This window comes from Paenibacillus sp. ACRRY (assembly GCF_022346995.1).
Taxonomy (GTDB): Bacteria; Bacillota; Bacilli; order Paenibacillales; family Paenibacillaceae; genus Paenibacillus.
On record NZ_JAKRNM010000005.1, the window covers coordinates 212895 to 238815 of the forward strand.

General features: G+C 46.3%; 24 protein-coding genes. 19 read left to right on the forward strand and 5 right to left on the reverse strand.

What is annotated here, in order from left to right; translation table 11 throughout:
• Window positions 1–30: 30 nt before the first annotated feature.
• From MH144_RS19380 to MH144_RS19395, 4 genes are all read right to left on the reverse strand, one after another.
• The gene (locus MH144_RS19380) at window positions 31–936 is read right to left on the reverse strand and encodes a YitT family protein (protein WP_239303038.1); all 906 of its coding nucleotides are present in this window, start codon (window positions 934–936) and stop codon (window positions 31–33) included.
• Between the two features lie 111 nt (window positions 937–1047).
• On the reverse strand, window positions 1048–2286 hold the full coding sequence (locus MH144_RS19385; protein WP_095359085.1) for a cation:proton antiporter: 1239 nt from the start codon (window positions 2284–2286) through the stop codon (window positions 1048–1050).
• Between the two features lie 4 nt (window positions 2287–2290).
• Window positions 2291–2785, reverse strand: a complete 495-nt coding sequence (locus tag MH144_RS19390) for a cation:proton antiporter regulatory subunit (protein ID WP_095359084.1) — start codon at window positions 2783–2785, stop codon at window positions 2291–2293.
• A gap of 303 nt (window positions 2786–3088) precedes the next feature.
• Window positions 3089–3493 carry a hypothetical protein gene (locus tag MH144_RS19395; protein WP_239303040.1) on the reverse strand — a complete coding sequence of 135 codons (405 nt, stop codon included), beginning with the start codon at window positions 3491–3493 and terminating at the stop codon, window positions 3089–3091.
• A 172-nt stretch (window positions 3494–3665) separates the two neighbouring features.
• Here MH144_RS19395 and MH144_RS19400 point away from each other — a divergent pair, with 172 nt between their 5' ends.
• The 16 genes from MH144_RS19400 (at window position 3666) to MH144_RS19475 (ending at window position 21778) form a co-directional block, all read left to right on the forward strand.
• Entirely contained in the window at window positions 3666–4619 is a 954-nt protein-coding gene (locus MH144_RS19400) for a putative sporulation protein YtxC (protein WP_239303042.1), read from the forward strand.
• 419 nt (window positions 4620–5038) lie between these two features.
• Window positions 5039–6976: a threonine--tRNA ligase gene (gene thrS, locus MH144_RS19405; protein ID WP_095359081.1), complete on the forward strand. Its 1938-nt coding sequence runs from the start codon at window positions 5039–5041 to the stop codon at window positions 6974–6976.
• A 210-nt stretch (window positions 6977–7186) separates the two neighbouring features.
• Window positions 7187–7912 (forward strand): 3D domain-containing protein, encoded by a 726-nt coding sequence (locus MH144_RS30840; RefSeq protein ID WP_481857380.1) that lies wholly within the window; start codon window positions 7187–7189, stop codon window positions 7910–7912.
• Between the two features lie 112 nt (window positions 7913–8024).
• A complete protein-coding gene (locus MH144_RS19415) occupies window positions 8025–8243 on the forward strand; it encodes a hypothetical protein (protein ID WP_239303044.1) in 219 nt (72 codons plus the stop codon).
• A gap of 179 nt (window positions 8244–8422) precedes the next feature.
• Complete coding sequence (liaF, locus tag MH144_RS19420) at window positions 8423–9472, forward strand: cell wall-active antibiotics response protein LiaF (RefSeq protein WP_239303059.1); 1050 nt, start codon at window positions 8423–8425, stop codon at window positions 9470–9472.
• Window positions 9473–9475: 3 nt separating this feature from the next.
• On the forward strand, window positions 9476–10513 hold the full coding sequence (locus MH144_RS19425) for a HAMP domain-containing sensor histidine kinase (RefSeq protein ID WP_239303061.1): 1038 nt from the start codon (window positions 9476–9478) through the stop codon (window positions 10511–10513).
• Window positions 10510–11172, forward strand: a complete 663-nt coding sequence (locus MH144_RS19430; protein ID WP_239303063.1) for a response regulator — start codon at window positions 10510–10512, stop codon at window positions 11170–11172. Before MH144_RS19425 ends, MH144_RS19430 begins: the two co-directional genes overlap by 4 nt.
• A gap of 147 nt (window positions 11173–11319) precedes the next feature.
• On the forward strand, window positions 11320–12999 hold the full coding sequence (locus tag MH144_RS19435) for a S1C family serine protease (RefSeq protein ID WP_239303065.1): 1680 nt from the start codon (window positions 11320–11322) through the stop codon (window positions 12997–12999).
• Window positions 13000–13151: 152 nt separating this feature from the next.
• Window positions 13152–13841 carry a response regulator transcription factor gene (locus tag MH144_RS19440; protein WP_239303086.1) on the forward strand — a complete coding sequence of 230 codons (690 nt, stop codon included), beginning with the start codon at window positions 13152–13154 and terminating at the stop codon, window positions 13839–13841.
• A 1-nt stretch (window position 13842) separates the two neighbouring features.
• Window positions 13843–15303, forward strand: coding sequence for a sensor histidine kinase (locus tag MH144_RS19445; RefSeq protein WP_239303088.1), 1461 nt, complete (start codon window positions 13843–13845; stop codon window positions 15301–15303).
• Between the two features lie 67 nt (window positions 15304–15370).
• Window positions 15371–16324: a 4-hydroxy-3-methylbut-2-enyl diphosphate reductase gene (locus MH144_RS19450; protein WP_239303605.1), complete on the forward strand. Its 954-nt coding sequence runs from the start codon at window positions 15371–15373 to the stop codon at window positions 16322–16324.
• A 236-nt stretch (window positions 16325–16560) separates the two neighbouring features.
• Complete coding sequence (gene aroF, locus MH144_RS19455) at window positions 16561–17625, forward strand: 3-deoxy-7-phosphoheptulonate synthase (protein ID WP_239303098.1); 1065 nt, start codon at window positions 16561–16563, stop codon at window positions 17623–17625.
• A gap of 401 nt (window positions 17626–18026) precedes the next feature.
• Entirely contained in the window at window positions 18027–19451 is a 1425-nt protein-coding gene (gene glnA / locus MH144_RS19460; RefSeq protein WP_095288270.1) for a type I glutamate--ammonia ligase, read from the forward strand.
• A gap of 229 nt (window positions 19452–19680) precedes the next feature.
• Window positions 19681–20769 carry a 3-phosphoserine/phosphohydroxythreonine transaminase gene (gene serC, locus MH144_RS19465; protein WP_239303100.1) on the forward strand — a complete coding sequence of 363 codons (1089 nt, stop codon included), beginning with the start codon at window positions 19681–19683 and terminating at the stop codon, window positions 20767–20769.
• Window positions 20770–20887: 118 nt separating this feature from the next.
• Entirely contained in the window at window positions 20888–21352 is a 465-nt protein-coding gene (gene trmL / locus MH144_RS19470; protein ID WP_239303130.1) for a tRNA (uridine(34)/cytosine(34)/5-carboxymethylaminomethyluridine(34)-2'-O)-methyltransferase TrmL, read from the forward strand.
• Window positions 21353–21523: 171 nt separating this feature from the next.
• Window positions 21524–21778, forward strand: a complete 255-nt coding sequence (locus tag MH144_RS19475) for an AbrB/MazE/SpoVT family DNA-binding domain-containing protein (protein WP_024629045.1) — start codon at window positions 21524–21526, stop codon at window positions 21776–21778.
• Between the two features lie 96 nt (window positions 21779–21874).
• Here the strand turns inward: MH144_RS19475 and MH144_RS19480 are convergent, their stop codons facing one another.
• Entirely contained in the window at window positions 21875–22798 is a 924-nt protein-coding gene (locus MH144_RS19480; protein WP_239303132.1) for a serine hydrolase domain-containing protein, read from the reverse strand.
• A gap of 464 nt (window positions 22799–23262) precedes the next feature.
• On the opposite strand from MH144_RS19480, the gene MH144_RS19485 reads away from it, so the two are divergent.
• The 3 genes from MH144_RS19485 to MH144_RS19495 are packed head-to-tail and all read left to right on the forward strand — an operon-like array spanning window position 23263 to window position 25919.
• Window positions 23263–24027: an alpha/beta hydrolase gene (locus tag MH144_RS19485; RefSeq protein ID WP_239303134.1), complete on the forward strand. Its 765-nt coding sequence runs from the start codon at window positions 23263–23265 to the stop codon at window positions 24025–24027.
• Between the two features lie 11 nt (window positions 24028–24038).
• Window positions 24039–24998, forward strand: coding sequence for an ABC transporter permease (locus tag MH144_RS19490; protein ID WP_239303136.1), 960 nt, complete (start codon window positions 24039–24041; stop codon window positions 24996–24998).
• Between the two features lie 18 nt (window positions 24999–25016).
• Window positions 25017–25919, forward strand: coding sequence for a carbohydrate ABC transporter permease (locus MH144_RS19495; protein WP_239303138.1), 903 nt, complete (start codon window positions 25017–25019; stop codon window positions 25917–25919).
• Window positions 25920–25921: the final 2 nt, after the last annotated feature.

Consider the following 25921-nt stretch of genomic DNA (forward strand, 5'->3'; position numbering starts at 1 on the left):
TTGGGTTCATGATTTTTGTGGAGCTTGTGGTCATTTCTCCGGATGAGTGACAATTCCAGCGTGCGGATCAATATGGCGCACAATGGATTTCAACCAGATCATCTCCAGAAAATGAACTTCATAGTACAATGCCCCAGGAATATTGTGAACCCATCCTTCAGCAGGCACGAAGGCAGTCGATTCAGAAGATGCCATAGGAGAGCCGGGTTCCCGTCGCAGACGTTTGCGAACGGCTTTTTCAACCTGCGAGCTTTGGGTAGTCAAAATGTACAATTTGCGAGTGGTCCTGAATCCGCGAAATGCGATATAGACCATTTCATATGCAATAAGATAGGCAATAACAGAGTACATCGCTTGATCCCAACCAAAGACAACACCAGCGGCTGTCAGAATCAGCAAGTTGAGCAGCATGATTATTTTTTCGATAAGCATCCGTTTCCCGCTAAATACCCGTTCAGGTGGCCGGGAGGACGGATCACCGATTTCCAGCGTATCCAGTGTCCCGCCATACCGCACCACAAGTCCGATTCCAACACCCAGACATAGTCCGCCGAACATGGCGGCAGCCAGCGGATGTTCAACCAGAGGCGGCATGGGATGAAGCACGATGGCACCAATCGAAAAGACAACCAGACCCAGGACAGTAACGAGTACGAATTTCTTCTGCACTAGCCTGTAGGATAAAAATATAAATGGAACATTGAATAAAAACAGGAACAATCCAATTCTCATCTCCGTCCAATGGGCGAACAGAGAAGATATGCCTGTAATGCCTCCAATAATAATCTTATTGGGATGCAGGAATAATTCAAGTCCCACGGAGGCCAGAATCCCGCCTACGATCACCAGCAAAAGATTCAGGAAGCGGCGCGTGGATGATATTCTGGTTTTAGCAGTTTGTGGCACCGGATTAGCCGATATCAGAGGTGCTTTCATACGTCATCCTCCTTTGTGCGGCTGGCGAGCCATTCTCCCTGGGTTCATCACAGAAAGATCAGCGAAGAGCCGCGGTTACGATCATGTGCCTATTGTGAACAGACACAGGTTTTATCCTTCTTTCTGTAAAACCTTCGGTTCTTCTTTCTTCTTCCGGGGATCTTTGAACTTAAATATTTTATCCAAAATTCTAAACACATGTTTGGACTCTTTGGTTAATAGTGGTCCAAGAATGGCCAGAATCAGTACGTACAGTGCGGCAAAAGGTTGGAGAAGCGGCAAGAGTCCACCGGCTTTACCCATGTTGGCCATGATGATCGAAAATTCACCGCGGGATACAATGGTTAAACCAATATTAGCAGAAGCTTTTGGAGATAGTCCTGCACTGCGTCCAGCCAGCATGCCTGCCAGGAAGTTACCGAATAGTGTAATAACAACAGCAATCAAAGCCAGCCATACGGCATCTCCACCAAGGGACAGAGGGTCAATGGACAATCCGAAGCTGAAGAAGAAGATGGCTCCGAAGAAGTCACGGAACGGCAGGATTAGATGCTCAATCCGTTTGGCATGTTCTGTCTCTGCCAGGACCAGACCAACAAGTAATGCACCAATTGCTTCAGCAACATGAATCGTTTCCGAGAATCCGGCTACGAGGAAGAGTGCTCCAAAAACGACTAGGGAGAACAATTCATTAGAGCGAATTTTGAGTAGCTTGTTAAGCAGTGGTGTGGCTTTCCGTCCAAGTATAATAACAATGAGCATGAATCCAAGTGCAATGAGTGCTGAAACAATGACGCCTCCAATCGAGGATGAATCACTGAGCACAAGACCAGACAGGATGGAAATATATACGGCAAGGAACACATCTTCAAACATGATGATACCTAGGATCATTTCCGTCTCCGGATTTGCCGTTCGTTTGAGATCAACCAATACTTTGGCCACGATGGCACTGGAGGATATGGTTGTGATACCTGCAATAACAAGTGCTTCTGCAGGAGGGAAGTCCGCAGCAAAACCAAAGATCAATCCAAGGGTAAAGTTAATCCCGATGTATATGGAGCCGCCAACGGCAATCGATTTACCTGACTTGATCAGTCGTCCAACCGAGAACTCCAATCCGAGATAGAAGAGCAGGAACAGGATACCAATCCGGCCCATAAATTCGATGAATGGCTGACTTTCAATAAAGCGGAAGTCCAGATGCCATATTTTCATGGCATGTGGTCCGACGGCCATCCCGATCAGAATGTAAAACGGGACGACCGAAAAACGCAATTTGGCAGATAAGAGGCCAGCGGCTGCAATAAGAACGAGCGCCAGACCTACTTCAAATATCAGATGATCCATCGACTCACCCCCTTCCGGTCAGGAGGAGGGATTTGAAGAGTTTCTGCTGATTGCGTTCACCAACGGCGACAACTGTAGACTCAGCAGTAATCACGACCTCAGGACCGGGGCTGATATGTTTTTTGTGGTTTTTCTCTACAACGGCAATGACCGTTGCCCCAGAGTTTTGACGTACATCCAATTCACCGATGGATTTGCCGATACTTCCGTAAGAGGATTCGACTTTATACCATTCGATAATCAGATCATCAAAAGTAACTTCAATATTTTCAAGCTGTTTTGGCTTATAGGTTAATCCGCCAACGATAGCGGCAATTTGTCTGGCTTCATAATCATCGAGCGTAATCATGGAGATGCTTTGATCCGGATCGTCGTATTCAAAATGGTACATTTCACGCCGTCCATCATCATGAATAATGATCACAATTTTATCTCCGCTGCTTGTTTCAATCTGGAACTTCTTGCCGATTCCCGGCAAATCTGTTTCACGTACATCCATGGATAGTATGCCTCCTTAAATTAGGGGCTGGCCACAGAAGACAGGCTTATTTCCCGAAAATAGAATGATCTGTATTTGGAAGGAACATTAAATGATGCGGGCAAACAGAGCCAGGTACTCCTGACACACAGCCGTATACATTGAATTTTTAAAAAAATGGATATAACAAACACAACATCGTGACACACTGTTAACCTTGTTGTTAACTAACTTTTGCTTAAAGGGTTATAAGTTATGCACAAGTACACCGTCTGTTGGACAGAGATGTCTCTATGCATGGCAACCAAACATACGGTGCAACGCCTAGTGAAGGGCGTTTACGTATCTTGGTGCAGTAGGGGCGAGGGACAAATACATACTGGTGAATTTAATGGGTAGCAGAAATAATCTGCGCTTAAACAGACAAATCAACGGTTTAAAGGGCAGACGTGGAGTAGGAATTCGCAGCATCAGCAATAAGGCAAGCACCAAAAATACAGGCTTGTTATTCGTCACTGCAATCAGCTTGACCATAACTTGCGAGTATTTGCGGATAGCAGGTTTTTGCTGAGTCTCGGGTATTTGCAATAACACTTCCTTGTTGGAAGTGGCATCAACGGATACGCCAACAGCGGATTCTGTCTGCATCGGAATAGGGAAGCACAGCGCTTGGAACAAGCACAATATAATGATGAAAACACTGCGGAGCATTCTTGGTTGTTGTCTCATTGTGGCTTCCCCCCTTTTCCGTGAAACATACTGTTATCAAAATAATAACACATTTTTGTCGGAACTCCAAACCTCTTTATAAATATACTGAGAAATGATGACACGCTTTCCATCAATCCGCTTCGTATATCCCCATCGGCCTTGCCATATACTTTGAACAGGAAGGAAAGGAGTGATTCTTGTGGAGCTGTTCGCCGTATGGACCGATGTGTCAGGGCAAGAGGAAGCAGATCAATTTTATCGCTGCATCAAAGAAAAAACCAAAGGTTTACATATAAGCAAAAGAGGTTTCCGGCTCACCTTCAAACATAATGATGGCAAAGCAGCCTGGGTCTGCCGAGGGAATGAAAATCACGTGGACTTTCAGCAGTGGCTGCCTCAGATCAGTGATTTGCTTGCCAAAGGACTGGCTGATTTCATTATGGATACCCGGGAGCGCTCCATTGTAGAAAACATGATTTCCAAGGCCTGTTCCGTTATGGATGAATATGAAGTGGAGAAGGTAAACCGGATCTGCATGCCCTTGTTATTCAATGGTGATCTGGATCAACCAGGGCTTCGAGATAAACGGCGCCTAACCCTTGCAAATGGTCTTAGACATGATCTGGAGGAGGTTCATTTCTTTCACCTCGAAGGCATTCTTCATTTTCGAATGAAGCAATACAAACAGGAACTGCACGAACTGGTGGAATATGCACTGGATGAATTCTGGATGGATCGTCAATACGAAGAATTTATGGGACTGTTAAAATATTTTGTGTTCTTTCAGGAAGCCAAAGTTCCTTTGGTCCACCTGGTGCACAAAGGCTCGCATGAATTTCAGGTTCTAGATGCAGGGCTTAACCTGCTGCCTGTGCAAAAAGATGAGCAAGTCGTTGTGGAGATGCCGGGTCTTGAACTGGAAATGGATATTGAAGACATGATTGTAAGCACACTTATATCGATATCTCCCGAAAAAGTGATGCTTCATACAAACACACCCGAACTGCCGATTATTTCGACGATTCGCCAGATCTTCGAGGACAAGGTACAATTATGCCATCATTGCCCGGAGTGTGAAGTGCTTCGTTCCGGATTGCTGTCAGGCCTTGACGCAAGTGATCTCGGCAATTATAATAACTGTTGATCCATGAATTAATGAACATGTTTTTATGGATGAACTTTTACCAATAAGCAAAAGCGTTGACAAAGACAAGGACCATACGCACGGTCGGTGCAGAGAGAGGGAACCAGGCTGAAATTTCCTCCGGATGCCACGTTTGGTTTACCCCTTTGTAGCTGCAGTTTTGAAAACGGAGATGAATTTAATCGTTCCGTGAGTAAGGATATGCCGGGTCATGCCCGTTATCGTCATGCCAATGAGGGCTGTATTTTCAATTAAGAATGAAGCAGCTGAATTAGGGTGGAACCACGAGTATACCAACACTCGTCCCTTTGCCGGGACGGGTGTTTTTTGCGTTCTTTGCCAAATCAGCAGGAATAGCAATAGATCATCAGTCCATGATGTTGATGGACAAGGTTACATTTACAGGAGGAATGAGACAAATGGCAGTTAACATTAAACTACCGGATGGTTCAGTACGTGAGTACGCCGATGGCAGCAGCATTGAGGACGTAGCAGCATCCATTAGCAGCGGATTGCGCAAAAACGCCGTAGCAGGGAAACTGGATGGAATTGTGGTGGACTTGTCGACCAAACTTCATGAGGGAGCTTTGGTGGAGATCGTGACTTTTGATTCACCAGACGGACTTGAAGTGATGCGTCACAGTACAGCTCACTTGCTCGCTCAAGCTGTGAAGCGCCTATACGGAAGCAAAGAGGTTCACCTCGGTGTTGGACCTGTCATCGAAGACGGATTCTACTATGATATGGACCTGGAACACCCGCTTAACCCCGAAGATCTGCAAAAGATCGAGAAGGAAATGGAACGTATCGTAAGTGAAAACCTGCCAATTGTACGCAAGGAAGTCAGCCGTGCTGAAGCAATCAAAACGTTTGAAGAAGTAGGCGATCCTTACAAACTCGAATTGATTCGTGATTTGCCGGAAGACAGCGTGATTACCATTTATGAGCAGGGCGAGTTCTTTGATCTGTGCCGTGGTCCTCACGTGCCTTCCACAGGCAAGATCAAAGTGTTCAAATTGATGAATGTTGCTGGTGCGTACTGGCGTGGTGACAGCAAAAACAAAATGCTGCAGCGTATCTACGGTACAGCTTTTGTGAAAAAGGCTCAGCTGGATGAGCATCTGCACTTCCTGGAGGAAGCGCGTAAACGGGATCACCGTAAGCTGGGTAAAGAACTTGAAATGTTTACGTTCTCCCAACTGGTAGGACAAGGTCTGCCAATCTGGCTGCCAAACGGCGCCAAACTGCGTCGTACGTTGGAGCGTTACATTGTGGATTTGGAAGAAAGTCTTGGATACCAGCACGTATATACACCGGTTCTCGGTAACGTGGAATTGTACAAAACGTCCGGACACTGGGAGCACTACCAAGAGGACATGTTCCCTAAAATGGTAATGGATAACGAGGAACTCGTTCTCCGTCCGATGAACTGCCCTCACCATATGATGGTGTACAAGTCCAGCATGCACAGCTACCGTGACCTGCCGATCCGGATTGCCGAGCTCGGCATGATGCACCGGTACGAGATGTCTGGTGCTCTAACTGGCTTGCACCGCGTTCGTGCGATGACCCTGAACGACTCACACATTTTCTGTCGTCCGGATCAGATCAAGGAAGAATTCGCTCGTGTTATTGAATTGATCCAAACGGTTTACAAGGATTTTGGTATTCATGAATATCGTTTCCGTCTGTCTTACCGTGATCCGCAGGATACCGAAAAATATTTCCAAAACGATGAAATGTGGGAAATGTCCCAACGCATGCTGCGTGAAGTTGTGGAAGAACTCGACTTGCCTTTCTATGAAGCAGAAGGTGAAGCAGCGTTCTATGGTCCGAAACTCGACGTGCAGATCAAAACAGCACTGGGCAAGGAAGAAACATTGTCCACAGTACAACTGGACTTCCTGCTCCCAGAACGATTTGAACTGGAATATGTCGGAGATGACGGACAAAAACATCGGCCGGTCGTTATTCACCGCGGCGTAATCAGTACAATGGAACGTTTCACTGCATTCTTGCTGGAGAACTTTGCTGGCGCATTTCCACTGTGGCTCTCTCCAGTTCAAGCAAAAGTCATTCCGGTATCCGGAAACTTCGACGATTACGCTCGTGAAGTGGAAGCAAAACTGAAACGCGCGGGGATTTCTGCGGAGGCTGATTTGCGCAACGAGAAGCTTGGATACAAAATCCGTGAGGCACAGCTTGAAAAAATGCCTTATATGTTTGTCGTTGGTGAGAATGAGCGCAGTGCCGAATCAGTGTCTGTTCGTAAACGCGGAGAAGGCGATCTTGGCATGAAACCTGTAGATGAAATCGTAGCTCAATTGAAAGAAGAAATTAGCACAAGATCGATATAAATATACGCATTTGAGAAAAACCGTCTGGGTATGGCCTAATCCATGCCTCCTAGACGGTTTTTTTGCTATTTTCATGTAATGAAACTTGACGAAATTGAAAAATGTATAAGCATTTCGCTTTTTGGAAAACCTTTGCAGTAAGGGGGAGGTTTTAAATTGAAAAAGCAAAATGCAATGAAAACAAAACAATTACGGGTTCTGATTTCAAGTATGGTCATATCCATTGGGTTGGTATTGTCCTGGAATCAGGCAGAGGCGTATACATTTGAAGAGGAAAATGAAGTGATGCATGTCATCAAGCGGCAGGATCAAGCTGCCACGCGCCAAGTTGGAATTCAGCCCGAGGTATCGATCCATGATTATGAATACAGTGATCAGGCACAGGTCACGACGATGGTTTATATGGCTTTATTGTGGTCTCCACAGCCCATTGTCATCCCTAAGCCGGATGTCCCAGGCAAGCAGCTTGTGCTCGACCCATCCACGCCTGTGATGGCACCACGCTCCGAACAGGTGCTGGGAACCCAAAAGGTGACCGCGACGGGGTACACGGCAGGTATAGAGTCAACCGGTAAAGGACCGAAGCATCCTCAATATGGTATTACTTACTCCGGGGTGAAGGTACGAAGAGACAAAGAGACGGTGTCAACCATTGCTGCTGATCCCAAATTATTCCCGCTTGGCTCCATCCTCTATATTCCCGGGTATGGTTATGGTATCGTTGCGGACACAGGTTCAGCCATCAAGGGTAATAAAATTGATCTTTATTTTCCGACAACGAAGCAAGTGTATAAGGAATGGGGCAAAAAGGACGTCGAGGTACAGGTGATTAAACAAGGTGACGGAAAGTGCACGGAAAAGATGCTGGACGAGTTGTCTGAAGCGATCGATGTGTACAAATCCGTGCCGGATTCATGGTTAGACAAGGCCGTTTAATTTGGGATGTTAAGGATGAATAACTGAAGTGCTCTCTTCACATAATACTGACTGGGGACGAACCCCGCGCAGCAGCAGTGCAGCGTAAATATGAAGAGAGAGGTGATTCGTTGTGGCTAAAAGAACACAAGGTCAAGGGTATCAAACGCCAAACGAGAAGTACAATGCAGAGTTTGGACAAGAAACTGCCGCAGGCAAAGTGAAACAATCCCAGCAAAACAAAGTACAGGAAAATTTCCAAACACCTGATGAAAAATACAATGCAGAGTTCGGTGTAGAAAACACAGGACAAACAGGCCAAGTGGGCCGTGCAGGCAAATTTCAAAAATAAATAATGATTCAGGCACCCTGGAGCGTTTGCTCCAGGGTGTTTTCATTTTTAATAAATTTTACATAAATATCCTCTGCCCTCAGTCTGGAGACCGAGACCAATTCCATCTGCCGCCGCTGTTATCAAACCCTTGTCTGAGGTACACTGGATACAGAATACAGACGAAGGAGACATGAGCGATGAAACGATCTATGCGAGACCGCTGGTGGGTTGGCATACCGTTGATTGCCGTTGGTGCAATCATTTTGTTTCGGCAATTGGGTTATGACATTGATATAGGATATATATTTAGAACATATTGGCCGCTGTTTCTAATCTGGTGGGGCGTAAAAGGAATGACCGAAATTCGTCGCAATGGCGGTTATGCCATGATTGGACCTGTCATTGTACTTGCTATAGGTGGATACTTCCTGTCACGAAATCTCGGCTGGATTGATTATTCCATGGGTGAGTTCATTCGATATCTCATTCCAATCATGTTAATTGGAGGAGGATTGTTTGTTCTGATTGGGCCTCGTCGCCGTGATCGCAAACATCAGGACAAAATGCAGCCACCTCCACCACCTGAACCCTACCAGCCTTTGTCTTCCGAGGACCTGGAAATGCCTTCTTCTTTTGACGAACAATTCGAAAAGACGTTTGGGAAACCCAAACAGGAGCCGAAAAATGATCACTACGATCCGTATTCCAATAATGGGGCTGAAGATGAATCGCATCAGGGACATCACCATAAGAAAAAACATCATTCTCATTCCCATAGACATTCGCACGGTCCAGATAGTAACGGCTATGGAAACCACTATGGTGATGGCGGATACGGTAGTGACTATGAAGATTACGGTAACAGAAATACCGTTAACAAATCAGCATTTATCGGTGACCTCTACATGGGACAGGAAGTGTTCTCCCTAAAACCAATGAATATCTCGGCGTTTATCGGTGATACGGTTATTGACTTGACGAAAGCACAAATCCCTTATGGCGAAACCAAAATCAACATTTCTTCATTTATTGGGGATGTAAAGGTATTCGTGCCGGAAGACATGGATCTGGGAGTCACTGTCACCACGAACTCGTTTATAGGAGATATGTCGCTGTTGAACCAAAAACGGGGTGGATTCCTCAGTAGTGCCCAGGCTGAAACTTCCCATTACCGCGAAGCAGGAAAAAAGGTGCGGATCGTAGTAAGTGTATTTATCGGAGACGTCAAAGTAAATAAGGTGGGTTAACACATGATTCGAACGATTCTCAAAGCCAACAAGTGGGAACTAATGATGTATTTTGTCCTAACCGGGCTGATTACACTGGGCGGGTTCTACTTGCTGTACGGAGAGGTGTTGATGGGAACAGGACGACAGCGCGCATGGACGTATGTGGCTGTCGTTGTGCTGGCAACTGTAGTTACCGGATATATTGCTGCACTCCGGCTTCAGCGCAAAATTGATTTGCTGGATCTGAATATGCTGAAAGTATCCAAGGGGAACTTGGCCGTTCGCATGCCTGAGGCAGATGATGCCTCTTTCGGCCGGGTATATCAGGAATTTAACGTCATGATGGATTCGATTGAGAAAAAAATGAGACTGCTCCAGCGCCTTGGTGAGCAGGAAGTCATCGAGAAAGAACAGGCTTCCGAACGAGCGGTTCTTGAAGAACGCAGACGGATGGCGAGAGACCTGCATGATACAGTCAGCCAGCAGCTATTCGCCATCCATATGTCAGCATCTTCCCTGCCCAAACTGCTGGAGATGAATCCGGAGCACGGACATAAAGTACTGGACCAATTAATCCAGATGTCTCATGTCGCGCAACGTCAGATGCGAGGTCTCATTGCTCAGCTTCGTCCGGTGGAGCTTGAAGGAAGGGACCTGGCTGAGGCGCTGGATCGATGGTTTCCGGACTATTGCAGACAGAATGGATTAAAGGGAGTGAAAGAGCTGGAACTGGATGGCGGCGTCTCGGATGCCATCGAGCACCAGCTGTTTCTTGTTATTCAGGAGGCCGTTGCCAATGTGGTGAAGCATGCGGAGGCTGGCCTTGTAAGTCTGTCCATACGGGAGAGCGAGCATCAGATCAGCATGAGCATAAGCGATGACGGTCAGGGCTTCATGCAGCAGGTTGAGCGGCCAGGGTCCTATGGATTGTCCACCATGCGTGAACGGGCAGAAAAGCTTGGCGGAGATGTCCAGATAATTTCGAAACCGGGAGCGGGAACAACAGTACGGGTGCTTATCCCGAAATTCCCGGATGAACCAGAGGGGGAAACGGAATGAACGGAAAAGTGAATGTAATGATTGTGGATGATCATGATATGGTGAGAATGGGCCTAAAAACGTACCTGATGCTTGAGCCAACATTTCATGTTATGGGAGAGGCGGGAAATGGACAGGCTGCGCTTGACCAGCTGCGCAAGCTGGACCAGACTGAGATGCCTGATCTTATATTAATGGACCTGATGATGCCTGTCATGAACGGTGCTGAGGCGACGCAAGCTATCATGAGCGAATTTCCGGGATCCAAAATAGTCATGCTTACCAGTTTTCTCGAGGATGATCTGGTGGTGCAGGCCATTGAGGCGGGAGCGGTCAGCTATGTCCTGAAAACTGTATCTGCTGAAGAATTAATCTATGCTCTTCAGGGAGCCTATCGGGGAATGCCTGTCATGACGGGAGATGTGTCCCAGGCGTTAACCCGGGGAATCAGGCAGCGCACGGCGAGAGAGAACGAATCCGGTCTGACCGAACGGGAGAAGGAAGTCCTTTTGCTCATTGCAGAAGGCAAAACCAACAAAGATATTGGAGAAGAACTACATATTAGTATCAAAACCGTCAAAACACATGTAAGCAACCTGTTAATGAAGTGTGAAATGGATGATCGAACACAACTGGCCATTTACGCTCATCGTCAGGGTTGGGTGAAGAACAAGGATTAAAATGCTGATATAACGGGAAAAATGTTCTATTATTGCGTGCTTTTATCTCCTTTTTAATTGTTTTTAAGGTACGGTTAAGGTTTAAAGTACAAAATAAGGACAGTTAAAGAATATCTCTTGCGAAGAAGAGATTGGGAGGTAGAAAGCATGGACGAACGTAATTACAGACCGAACCGTCAAGACGAGGAAGACCAAACAAAGCAAGCGGATAACCGCAATACATCCGGAACGGACGATTCCTCTTACTATTATTCTTATGGACCTTTTCAGTCCGTGAATCAGGAAGATACAGCAAGCAGTCATGTGAATCAGAGCGACCGTGAAGAGGGCGATGTACAGATTACGAGACCCGAGCCGGTCAAGCCGCTTCCGATGTATTACAACAACGGATCTTCTGAACAGGCGGGCCGCAGCAACGGAGGCAGCGGTTCCGGGAACGGTGGAGATGGTGGAAACGGTGGCAAAAACGGAAATGGGAATTGGAATTACAACAACCGTAAGCCGCGCTCTTCGGTCAGATCACTATTGTTTTCCTTTATAGCAGGGATGCTGGTCATTACGGTACTGATGTACACGGCAGACCGCACAAACATGTTTACTCCGCAAGAAGCCTTAACAGCTGAGAATCAAAGCACAAGTCAGGAATCGACTTCTACGAATACGGGCAGCAGCAATAATGTGACTGCATCACTTCTGCCAACAGGTAAAGAGGATGTCTCTTCCGTAGTGACGAGCACAAGTCCTGCTGTTGTGAAAATTGAAACACTGGCTACGCAGTCCACACGCAGTGGAAGCCAAGGCGGATCCACGATGAGTGATCCGTTGTATCAATACTTCTTCGGTAACGGAGGTAGCGGAAGCGGCGGAACGGATAGCAACCAAGGCCAACAGCAGCAGCAACAGGGAAGCAATCAACTTGTTCCGCTCGGCATTGGTTCCGGATTTATTTTTGACAAAGAAGGATATATCCTGACGAACCAGCACGTTATTCAAGGTGCAGATGTCATTCAGGTTACACTGGAGAACAACAGCAAACCTTACGAAGCCAAACTGCTGGGAAGCAGCTTCGATCTGGACCTTGCTGTATTGAAAATCGAGAAAAACAGCGGTGATGATGATTTCCCTGTTGCTCCGCTTGGCGACTCAAACAGCACACAAGTTGGTGAATGGCTTGTTGCTATTGGTAACCCAGAAGGGTTTGAGCATACCGTAACTGCAGGTGTACTGAGTGCCAAAGAACGTACAATCAGCATTCCGGACGAAGAAACAGGCAAAACCCGCGAATACAGCCACTTGCTTCAAACTGATGCATCGATTAACCCGGGTAACTCTGGTGGCCCATTGCTCAACCTTAATGGTGAAGTCATTGGGATGAACGTAGCCGTTAGTGCTGATGCGCAAGGTATTGGATTTGCGATTCCTTCAAGCGTCATCTCAGATGCCGTGAAATATCTGAAAGAAAACAAAGAGGTTCCAAAAGAGCCGGTACCGTTCATTGGTGCGTCCCTGATGGCTCTGACGCCTGAAGTGGCGAAACAAATGGGAACCGATATTACTGAAGGTTCTGTCGTAGCCAGCACGATCTATCAGTCTCCGGCTTATCAAGCCGATCTGCGTGCCTATGATATTATCACGGGTGCGAACGGAACGCCGTACAGCACAAGCCAAGACCTGATTGATTTCATCAAAACTCAGGAAATCGGCAGTGAAGTTACATTGAATGTGGTACGTGATGGCAAGAAGATGGATGTCAAAATTAAAATCGGTAACAAAAACGACTATGATACTTCACAGACATCTGAGCAACAGCAACAAACACAACCATAACTTGAATGGTAGTTCGAGATTCAGAAAAGCGGAAGGGTTTGAGGGCCCTTTCGCTTTTTTTGTCCTGGGGAAGCGAAAAAGGTTGCCAAGATGCAGATTGTGCGTCTGCCTGTTACAATGAGATAAAAACGTGAGAGTAAAGGAGAAAGACCATGCGCTCAACTATTTTAATTGTCGATGATGATGAAAAAATCGTATCCATGCTCCGCCGGGGGCTGGCATTTGAAGGTTATGAAGTACAGACAGCCGCCAATGGGGCTGAGGGTCTCAGTAAATTGATGGATAAGGAACCGGATGTAGTGGTGCTGGATGTGATGATGCCTCAGATCGATGGGTTCGAAGTGTGTCGCCGATTAAGGGAAGCAGGGAGCAAAGTACCTGTGCTCATGTTAACCGCGAAGGATGAGGTTCAGAGCCGGGTGACCGGACTGGATACGGGAGCGGATGATTATTTGGTGAAACCATTCGCACTGGAAGAATTACTGGCCCGTGTCCGCGCCTTGTTGCGCCGTAAATCGGATATTGCAGAAACGCCGGATAATCGGCTCGTCTACGAAGATATTATATTGGATAATGACTCCCGCGAAGTGCTGCGTGACGGGAAACGCCTTGAGCTGACAGCAAAGGAATTCGAACTATTGAATTTATTTATGCAAAATCCGAAAAGAGTACTCTCTCGTGATCTGATCATGGATAAGATCTGGGGCTATGACTATAGCGGTGAGTCAAACGTACTGGAAGTATATATTGCGATGCTCCGGCAAAAAACGGAAGAGTATGGAGGCAAACGCTTAATCCAAACGATTCGTGGAGCGGGTTATATTCTGAGAGGTGACTCCTGACATGTCCATTCGGTTAAAACTAACCGCATGGTATTCTGGCATCTTGGCAGCTGTGCTTATTTTTTGGGGTGTCGTAATCTATGCCTTTGTTTATTTCAATACGTATCAGGAAGTCGAACAGCAGCTAAAGTCGAAGAGTGCACGAATTACGGACCAGATCGGGGTTAACCCGTTGTCTCAAACGCTTGATCTGGACCCCTTTACCGAGAGTCAGCTGCAGGAAGCCCAAATTTACATTCAACTCTGGGATTACCAAAGTCAGTCTGGCAAAATCTCCGGAAATATGGAGAAGTTACGTATTCAGTTCCCGGTTTTGGAAACTAGTGAAATACTTGAAAAACGGGGGATTTCCAAGATTTACGTGGATGGGACGCCGTTCTTGGTCAATCAGCAGCCTCTGTCTCTACAGGGAACCAATGAAATCAGAGGACTTCTCCAGGTCGGTGCCAATGTGAGTTCACAGGAACGATTGCTGGAGGCACTGCTTAACATTCTGATCTTTGGCTGGCTTGTGGCCATGGCGCTGGCCATTACTTCAGGTCTCATTCTTGCCCGCAAATCGATGCGTCCACTCGTCAATGTCATTGATGCAGCCAATCAGATCCAATCCGGTGACGATCTGAGTGTCCGGATACAATATACCGGTCCCAAGGATGAAATTGGTCGTTTGATCGAAACGGTGAATAACATGCTCGAACGGACAGAACTGTCTTTCCGCGGCTTGGAAGAGACGAATGCTGCCCAGCGCAGATTTGTATCCGATGCCTCCCATGAGCTGCGTACACCGCTGACCACCATTCGGGGCAATGTGGATTTCCTGAAAAAGTTATGGGATCAGGAGGGCAATGATCGACCGAATCTGGACGAAGAGACCGTCAAGGAGATGTCCCTAGAAGCGATTGAAGACATGGCGGACGAAGGCAAACGGATGAGCAGGTTGATTAGTGACATGCTTTCACTGGCAAGGGCAGATACGGGACAGAAAATAGAACTGAATCCGATTCCGCTGCAAATTTTGGTGCAAGAAGTGGCCCGGAGAGCTCATTTCCTGGATCATCACGCTGAATGGCGGGTTGGCGATTTATCGATTTTAAATGGAATTTATGTGAACGGGAGCAAAGACTATCTTCAGCAGATGCTCTTTATTTTCATTGAAAATGCTTTTAAATACACACCGGACGGATCGGTAACGCTTGACGCCATCCTATACAAAGGGCAGGTTGGTCTCCGGATCACTGATACAGGAATCGGTATGGATAAGGATGAGGTGCCATTTATCTTCGATCGTTTCTATCGTGCGGATGAATCCCGCGGAGCTACACCGGGCATCGGACTGGGGTTATCCATCGCTAAATGGATTATTGAGGAGCATATGGGCTCCGTTGAGGTCGTAACCAGACGGGGTGAAGGAACGACTTTCATCATCTGGATGCCGGTTGTCTTTGCTCCACCTATCGAATAAAGGTATAATAGACTGGACTGCAATTACATCGGCAGTGATGCTGAAAAAGAAAGCGGGTGGCAACCAAGTGGAAGTACTGCGAATTTCGCCGCGAGGGTATTGTTACGGAGTTGTGGATGCCATGGTATTGGCACGTCAGGCAGCACGTAATCTTGATTTACCACGGCCTATATATATATTGGGTATGATTGTGCATAACAAACATGTGACGGATTCCTTTGAAGATGAGGGGATCATTACATTGGATGGTCCGAACCGCATTGAAATCCTGAGTCAGGTGGAGAGTGGTACGGTCATCTTTACAGCCCATGGTGTATCTCCTGAGGTGCGCAAGATGGCACGGGACAAAGGGCTGACTACAGTGGACGCAACATGTCCGGATGTAACGAAGACCCATGACCTTATTCGGGAGAAGACAGCTGAGGGTTATCAGATCATCTATATCGGCAAAAAGAATCATCCTGAACCCGAGGGTGCTGTTGGGGTAGCTCCAGACCAGGTGCACCTGATTGAGAAGGAAGAAGAAATCGATGCACTGAATGTGCCATCTGGCAGAATTCTCATTACCAACCAGACAACGATGAGCCAATGGGATATCAAACACATCATGAGCCGTCTTCTGGAGAAGTTCCCAGGCGCTGAAATTCATAACGAGATCTGTCTGGCGACACAAGTTCGTCAGGAAGCTGTGGCTGAGCAGGCAGGTCAGTCTGATCTGGTTATCGTTGTGGGTGACCCGCGCAGTAACAACTCGAACCGGCTTGCACAAGTATCTGAAGAAATTGCGGGTGTAACGGCCTACCGGGTATCGGATGTGTCCGAGATTAAGCAGGAATGGCTGAAAGGTGTAAACAAGGTAGCCGTAACTTCAGGTGCTTCGACGCCGACTCCGATTACCAAGGAAGTTATCAGTTATCTGGAGCAGTATGAGCATGAACAACCGGAGACGTGGGAAATTAAGCGTACCGTCAACATGAGTAAGCTGCTTCCTCCAGTGCGGGAGAAGACCCGCACAACTTAATATATACCGAAAAATCCTGTGTTGCAGTCCTGTATCTGGGCATGCGGCACAGGATTTATTTGTGTTAAGCGCACCTGTAGCCATCTTGACGAGAAAGGCAGACTATGATATATTTACTTTAGTGGATAAAAGCTTAAAAGCGAACAAGCGTTTAAGCGCGACAGAACTTTTAATTATAATCAGATGCACATCGTAACAGTTTGGTGCTCTCATACAAGGAAGGATGGGAATTAATTATGATCGTTATTGCAGGTAAGGCAACGCCGGAGGAACAGATTCAGGATATCGTCGCTGTAATTGAGAAGGAAGGGCTTCAGGTGCATATCTCTCGCGGAGAGGATCGTACCATCATCGGATTGATTGGCAAAGTGGAACCCAAAATGCAGGAGCATCTTCGTCAAATGAAGGGTGTAGAGAACGTGGTAAGAATCTCGAAGTCCTACAAATTGGCCAGCCGTGACTTCCACCCAGAAGATACAGTCATCTCCATTAAGGGAGTGGATATCGGCGGAAAAGAACTCGTTGTTATGGGTGGACCATGTGCGGTTGAATCTGCTGCCCAAATTGATGAAATTGCCGGTCTTGTTAAAGCTGCTGGTGGCCAGGTACTGCGCGGTGGTGCATTTAAACCTCGTACCGGTCCTTACAGTTTCCAGGGAACAGGAGTAGAAGGGCTCATCATGATGGCTGAAGCTGGCAAGAAACATGATCTGTTGACCATCACGGAGGTCATGACTCCGGAATACGTGGATATTTGTGCGGAGTACTCGGATATTCTGCAAGTCGGTACACGGAACATGCAAAACTTCGATTTGCTGCGTAAGCTTGGCGAATGCGGTAAACCGGTATTGCTGAAACGTGGCTTCAGTGCGACATACGATGAGCTTCTGAACGCGGCTGAGTACATCCTTGCTGGCGGTAACCCCAATGTAATGCTCTGTGAGCGCGGCATTCGTACGTTTGAGTCCTATACTCGTAATACGCTCGATCTGTCGGCAATTCCTGTGCTGCAGTCTCTTAGCCATCTGCCTGTCATTTCCGATCCTAGCCATGGTACTGGACGCCGTGAACTGGTAGAACCGATGACGAAAGCTTCTGTTGCTGCTGGTGCCAATGGATTAATTATCGAGATGCACACAGATCCAGACAACTCCATGACAGGCGACGGCGTACAATCCCTATTCCCTGACCAATTCGCCAACCTGCTTCAGGATTTAGAGAAACTCGCTCCAATCGTAGGCAAAACGTTTAATACAGCCAAACAACCTGCCGAGTTTTTCCCGGCAAGAGTAGGCGTCTAATCTTATCATTAGCGACAATACAATCGGACATTTCCCACGTTTCATTCTTGAGAATGGAGCAGGGGGATGTCCGGTTTTTCATATCAAGGGGGTATTGAATGCATTTATTAATCAATAGTGATAAGAAACATTTATGATGTAATGTTTTTCCCATGTTTTAGGTGGTTATTATGGTTACTTTACCGCATTAACTCGGTTAAATGTATAGTTAATATGTTGTTAAGTGAAGTTAGTGGATTTATAAAATGTAAGTATAGCTAACATAGTCGCAAAAAATACCTTACATAAGTATTGACGATGTCATGTTTGAGAAATTATAATGACGACAGAAAAAAATTCGAATATGGACATTTTCTTTCGTGGGGTTGTTTATTGTTCGGAATATTTGGGAGGACGAATACATGTCGGTTGAAAACGTATTGAAATCAATTCAAGAGAACAACATCGAGTGGGTAGATTTTCGTTTTGTAGATTTAGCTGGTCGTGCACATCACATCTCGTTGCCAGCTTCGGCTGTTGATGCAGACACATTCGTAAATGGAGTAGCTTTTGACGGTTCTTCTATCCAAGGTTTCCGTGGAATCGAAGAGTCCGATATGGTTATGATGCCAGATCCTGAAGCGACTTATGTCGATCCGTTCACTGCACACCCTACATTGAATGTTATGTGTGATATCTTTACACCAGATGGCGAGCGCTATGAGCGCGACCCACGCAGCATCGCTGTTAAAGCTGAAGCTTTCCTGAAAGAGAGCGGTGTAGGTACAGCAGCATTCTTCGCACCCGAGTCCGAATTCTTCATCTTCGACGATGTACGTTATGAGAGTGGTACGAACAGCTCTTCCTACTATGTTGATTCCGAAGAAGCATCATGGAACACGAACCGCAAGGAAGAAGGCGGTAACCTGGGTTTCAAAGTTCGCACTAAAGGCGGATATGTTCCAGTAGCTCCAGTTGATACTCAACAAGATATTCGTAGTGAAATGTGTCGTCTCTTGGAAGAAGCAGGTTTGTCGATCGAGCGTCATCACCATGAAGTGGCGACAGCAGGTCAAGCCGAAATCAACTTCCGCTTTGATACGTTGAAGAAAACAGCAGATAATCTGCTTGTATACAAATACATCGTGCATAACACTGCACGTCAATATGGCAAAGTAGCTACATTCATGCCGAAACCATTGTTCGGTGATAATGGTAGCGGAATGCACGTTCACCAATCCATCTTCGATGGCGATTCCCCATTGTTCTACGACAAAGCGGGATATGCAAACCTGAGCGAAATGGCACTGCACTACATCGGAGGAATTCTGTATCACGCACCAGCACTGATTGCGTTGACTAACCCAAGTACAAACTCATTCAAACGTCTTGTACCTGGTTACGAAGCACCGGTAAACCTGGTTTACTCCAAAGGTAACCGCTCTGCAGCAGTACGTATCCCAGTTGCAGCTGTGACACCTAAAGGTTGTCGTATCGAGTTCCGTACGCCTGACTCCACTGCTAACCCTTACCTGGCATTCTCCGCAATGCTGATGGCGGGTCTGGACGGAATCAAACGCAAAATCAACCCAACTGAGCTTGGTTACGGTCCACTCGACAAGAACATCTATGACTTGTCCGATGCTGACAAAGAAAACATCCGCAGCGTTCCAGCTTCCCTGGAAGAGGCGCTTGATGCTCTGGCAGCAGACAATGAGTTCTTGACTGAAGGCGGCGTATTCACGAAAGAATTCATCGAGAACTACATCAACCTCAAACGTGATGAAGCAAAAGCTGTAGCTATTCGCATTCATCCGCACGAGTACAGCCTCTACTTCGATTGCTAATCTGATCGAAACATGTCTTACCTACAATTAAGCCTCCGGGACTCGCTCTCGGAGGCTTTTCCATGAATAGACGATGTAGTACGTTAACTTTGCAGGGTGATAAAGTATTTTGATGACCCTAATTGCTAGCTTCAGTGCTTATTGCCCTTGATGCGGATAGGGAATACTGATATCATAGCGATAATATTCACTTCATATGTAAGCTACGGATGGAAAGGGCGGGGGAAAAATGACAAAGAGAGCGTATAATTTTAATGCAGGACCAGCGGCACTGCCACTGGAGGTTTTGGAGCGTGCGCAAGCAGAATTTGTTGATTTTCGTAACACGGGCATGTCGATTATGGAGATGTCTCACCGTGGGGCAGTGTACGAGTCCGTACATAATGAAGCTCAGGAGCGTTTGTTGTCGCTCTTAGGCAATCCGAAGGGATACAAGGTTCTATTTCTTCAGGGCGGAGCGAGCACCCAGTTCGCCATGCTGCCAATGAACCTGCTGGGGGCAGGCCAAACTGCAAGCTATGTCATGACAGGCAGCTGGGCCAAAAAAGCATTGTCTGAAGCGAAGCTGATTGGTGAAACCCACATTGCAGCTTCTTCCGAGGCCGATAAATACATGAAATTGCCTGATGTATCGAATCTGAGTTTGCCTGACCGTACAGCTTATGTACATCTGACATCCAATGAGACGATCGAGGGTACACAGTTCAAGTCTTTCCCGGACACGGGTTCTGTACCGCTAATTGCTGACATGTCGAGTGATATCTTCTGTAAACCATTCGATCTGAATCAGTTCGGCATGATTTATGCGGGTGCACAGAAAAACCTTGGACCATCCGGGATTACAGTGGTAATTGCTCGGGAGGAGCTGGTAAGTGAATCACCAAAAACGATTCCAACGATGCTTCGTTACAGCACACATACCGAAAACAATTCCCTGTATAATACTCCGCCTTCTTTCTCTGTTTACATGGTCAATGAAGTTCTGAAATGGATTGAAGAACAAGGTGGACTGAAAGGGATCGAACAGAAGAACGTTAAGAAAGCAGAATTGCTCTATAATACGATTGATTCCTCAGGCGACTTCTATCGCGGCTGTGTTGATGCTGCAGACCGCTCCCTGATGAACGTGACATTCCGCCTTGCTTCGGAAGAATTGGAGAAACAATTTATTAAGGCTTCCGAACAGGAAGGGTTCGTCGGATTAAAAGGACACCGCAGTGTTGGAGGTCTTCGTGCTTCCATTTACAATGCAGCGCCTTATGAGAGTGTTAAGGCACTGACAGACTTTATGAACCACTTTCAGAAGACAAATGGATGACAGGCCTTAGCCTTCCAATCTAGCCCTTCCAGAGCCTTCCACATTGACGTGTGGGAGGCTTTTCTTTAGAATTAGAGGATTGCAACAGATACATGAACTTAAAGGAGATTGAACACATATGGCTTTGCATATCGTACTGGTTGAACCGGAGATCCCCGCGAATACCGGTAATATTTCTCGTACCTGCGCGGCTACGGGTACGCATCTGCACCTTGTTCGCCCACTCGGGTTCCGGACGGATGATGCTACTTTGAAACGGGCTGGCCTGGATTACTGGCATGCAGTTCACATTGAATATCATGATTCATTTGCTGAGGTTCAGGAAAAGTATCCGGAGGGGCGCTTTTTCTACGCAACCACGAAGGCGAAGAATAACTATAGCGATTTTTCATTCCAGGATGAAGATTTTTTGGTTTTTGGCAAAGAGACCAAAGGACTACCTCCTGAATTAATTGCTGCCAATCCGGAAACTTGTATGAGAATGCCTATGACAGGTGATGTACGTTCATTAAACTTGTCCAATTCGGCGGCAATTATCGTATATGAAGCATTACGACAGTTGGATTTTCCGGGCCTGGATTGATTCAAATTTGCGTCCAAGTGCTTGTTAGAATTCGCTAAAAAAACATTTTTCAAAAAAAAGGACAAAAAATGTTTATTTCCAGCAGGATTCGACAAAATCTTGGCGAATCTTTAAACATAGTACAATTGTACCTAGAAATTTAGAGTAAGATAGGAGAGGTGTGCCGTAGCTATGAAGCCAGCTGGAGTAGTTCGCAAAGTTGATCAATTGGGTAGGATCGTATTGCCTAAATCTTTGCGTAAAAGGTATCAAATGAATGAGGGAGATCCTGTAGAGATCTTAGTACAAGGGGACCATATCATTCTGGAGAGATACCGTCCAAAATGTATTTTCTGCGGATCGATGGAAGAAGTCAATGAGTTCAAAGAGCGTTACATATGCGCACAATGTCTAGATGAAATGACCCAGCTTCCACAGCACGGGTAAGTAAAATAAAGAAGTATCATGACCGATAAAGGCATGATACTTCTTTTGTTTTTCAATATACTTTGCAAAAACACAATTAACTGATAATCATATATACTAGCTTAATGGTTTGTTTTCAAGATGGGGAAGGATATCAGACCAGATCAGGTCCAAAATGGCCTGCATGTTCAATTCGTCACTACTAACGGCAACTACAGCGTCCAATTCGGGCAGAACAACGCATAGTTGACCATAAGCCCCATCAGCGCGGTATGCATTGTGAGTACATAGCCAAAATTGATATCCGTATCCTTGTCCCCAATCGCCTTCACCTGGCGTCGTAATCTGGCGAGTTGTAGCTAGGTCTATCCATTTCGCTGGAACCAGCTGATTGCCTTTCCAATTGCCCTTCTGAAGCAAGAACTGTCCGAACCGGCCTAATTCCTCATTCGTAAGCTGCAAGCCCGCACAGCCTAACGTAATGCCCAGTGGAGAGGTTTCCCATTCCACGTTGTAAATCTCCAGTGGTTCAAACAGTCTGGGAATCAGATAATCTTTTACAGTCTGGCCCGAGGCTGCCTGAAACATGGCCGAGATCATAAAAGTATCGGCACTGCTGTATGTAAATGCTTCGCCAGGGACTCTGTCGATTGGAAGTGACATGTAATATTTAGCCCAATCTTTCTCCGCAAGCGTGGCCCGTTCCTCCGCCCAGAGCACAGGCACATCATGCCCTGAAGACATCCGCAGTAGATCATACAGTGTGAGATCCGCAGGAGAGAATGCTGTTAGGTCCGGGGCGGGTGTTGGCCATGTGAAGTATTCTCCCAGTTTGGATTCGAGTGTGAAAATGCCTTCTTCGAGTGCCAATCCTACAGCCATGCAGGTAAACGACTTACTGATTGAATGCTGTAAGCGCCGCGCATCCTCAGTCCGATCCCACATTCCACGTGTTTCTCCATGCTGCAGAACACGAACCGACAGTACGTTTAATTGCTGAGCCTCAATATGATGAACAAAGCTATTAACGATGCTGGACATAACAACATCCTTTCCTTAAAAAAGACGATATTTTGAGTTGGTGAAACGTTTCCGTAATCTGGAACCAAAATTAGGATTTATGTTAGTACAATCTGAAAGTGATGTCAATGAAAGATGTGCAAACGGTTACCAAAAGGTTATATTTTCACAAATAAAGTGCCTTTTGACGCAAATTTACACTTGGAAAAGAAGTTTTTTGAGAAAATAACGCGAAATTTGTAAAAAGGTTATTGACAGGATTTACTGATCGGGATTATGATTTATTCGAAACGATTCGAAGAAATCGCTTCCAAGTAAAAAGTGCTGTTTTTAAGTCCATGTGAATCAACGTTAGCTATGTTTTGAAACGATTCGAGAAAATCGTTTCGATAACGAGTAGTCTATGGGGGAACGTCAAGAAGTCGTAGCAGAAAAGCTAGAGTAGAGAGAGTACAGGCAACAGCTGATGATGAAAGGGGTTGCATATGGCACACATCACGATCGAAACCGGATCGCCTACATTATGCATGAACACAAGCATACATGTAGTGTCCAGTGACTCCGGAGAGACTTCAGGCGGTACGCTATATCTGCTGCATGGGGCTGGCGATAATGCGAGTACATGGCAACGATTGACTACAATTGAAATGTACGCTGCACAATATGGCTGTACCATCATCATGCCGGAGGCAAACCGAAGCTACTACACCGATATGGAATACGGCCTGAATTACTTCCATTACATTACTCAGGAGTTGCCTGAGTTTTGCAGACGTCAGCTCAACCTGAACACGGATCCCGAGAAGACTTACATTGCGGGATTGTCCATGGGTGGATATGGTGCTTTGAAATGTGCACTGACTTATCCCGAACGTTATCGCAAAGTGGTTTCCTTATCTGGAGTAACCGACATTCAGACACGGCTTCATGATCCCACTATGCCACCCGGTATGATCAAGGAAATGAAAGCGGTTTTTGGAGAACGGTTACAGGTAAAGCCCGATCAGGACATTTACGCGCTCTCAGACAAATTGTTACATGAGGGCAGGCCTTTGCCGGATGTGCTGAGCTGCTGCGGTGAAAGTGATCCATTTATTGAAATGAACCGCAGATTTGCCGAGTACATGAAGGGAACTGCGTATCATTTCCGGTACGTTGAATCTCCGGGAGCTCATGAATGGAGATTTTGGGAGCATCACCTGAGAACCATGTTTGATTTTCTGTATAACGACAAGACCAAAGTAGAGTGAGGAGATGCAAATTGAAACCTGCAGCCGAAGGACCTAGCAAAAAGCTGAAGGGAAACTTGAAAGGGAATTCGCTCTGGAGTGAAATCTGGAAGCACAGAATGACGTACACCCTGCTTATTCCGGGGCTTGTCTGGCTCATCCTGTTTGCTTACATGCCAATGGGCGGTCTGTCTCTGGCATTTAAGGATTACAAAGCGAACCTCGGAATCTGGGGAAGCCCATGGAGCGGATTTGAAAACTTCAAATACGTTTTCCGGGATCCAACGTTTATAGACGCGGTATGGCGGACATTGTATATCAACATTTTGAAGCTGATTATTCAATTCCCTTTCCCGATTATATTGGCCCTGTTACTGAACGAACTGCGTATGCGCAGAGGGAAAAAGTGGTTCCAAACGATTCTTACTTTCCCTCACTTCCTTTCATGGATTATCGTATCCGGGGTTGTCATCAATGTGCTGGCGTATGACGGATTGGTGAATAGCACGCTAGCATTGCTTGGATTGCCAACGATTAACTTCCTGGGTTCCGAATCCAATTTTGTACCGATGCTTCTATTAACGGATATCTGGAAATCAAGCGGATGGAGTGCCATCATCTTCCTCGCTGCGATCTCGGGTATCGATCAGGATCAATATGAATCTGCACAGATCGACGGAGCTTCACGTTTGCAGCAAATGTTCCGCATTACGCTGCCGAACATCCTGCCGACCATCACCGTTATGTTTATCCTGTCTGTCGGCGGATTGATGTCATCCGGTTTCGATCAGATCTTCAACTTGGCGAATGCCGCAACCAAAAATGTATCGGAAGTACTCGATGTATATATTTATCGGATTACGTTCCAATCATCAACCGACTTCTCGTTCTCGACAGCGGTCAGCTTGTTCCGTTCCCTTGTGAATATGGTCTTGCTGCTTCTCGCTGACAGATTTGCGAAGCTGCTTGGCGGAGACGGATTGTTCCGATAAGAAAGGAGGAAAAATGAAATGAGCAAGAATGCTACCAAAAAGTCGAAGATAGGTACAGAACGAATGACGCTTCTGGATTACGTTATCTTCGCCATCTTACTTGTGCTTGCCTTGATGATTCTGATTCCGTTCTGGAATGTCATCATGATTTCGTTCGCAACACAAAAAGAATATGCCGACAATCCATTATTGATGTTTCCTAAAGAGTTCACTTTGGATTCCTATAAAGCACTGTTTGCGGACGGGACTATCCTTTCGGGGTACAAAAATACACTGATCCTGCTGGTGATTGGCTTGCCTCTCAGTATGTTCCTGACAACAAGCATGGCGTACGGATTAAGCCGCAGCAACTTTCCGTTTAAGAAATTTATCTTTTTCTTAGTGCTGTTCACCATGATCTTCAATGGTGGTATCGTACCACTCTATCTGATCATGAAATCACTTCATCTGACGGGATCGCTATGGTCCGTTATTCTGGCGGGAAGCTTCAGTGCATTTAACATGATCCTGATGATGAACTACTTCTACACTTTGCCAGAATCGCTAATGGAATCTGCGCGACTGGATGGTGCAGGGGAGTGGAGAATACTGTTCAACGTCGTTCTTCCGCTCGCTACACCCATTATCGCTACGATCACGCTGTTCTATGGCGTGGCCTACTGGAACAGTTGGTATGATGCGATGATCTTCCTGCGAAAGGCGGATCAGTTACCACTGCAAAATGTACTTAGGACGATTATTTCTACATCACAAACCAATGCTTCCAACGCTTCCAGCGTGGATGCAACGCAAGTCAGCAATTTCTCAATGGGGATGAAAATGGCTGCGGTATTTGTCACTATGGTGCCGATTATGTGTTTCTTCCCAATGCTGCAAAAACATTTTGCCAAAGGGGTATTAACAGGGGCTATCAAGACCTGATT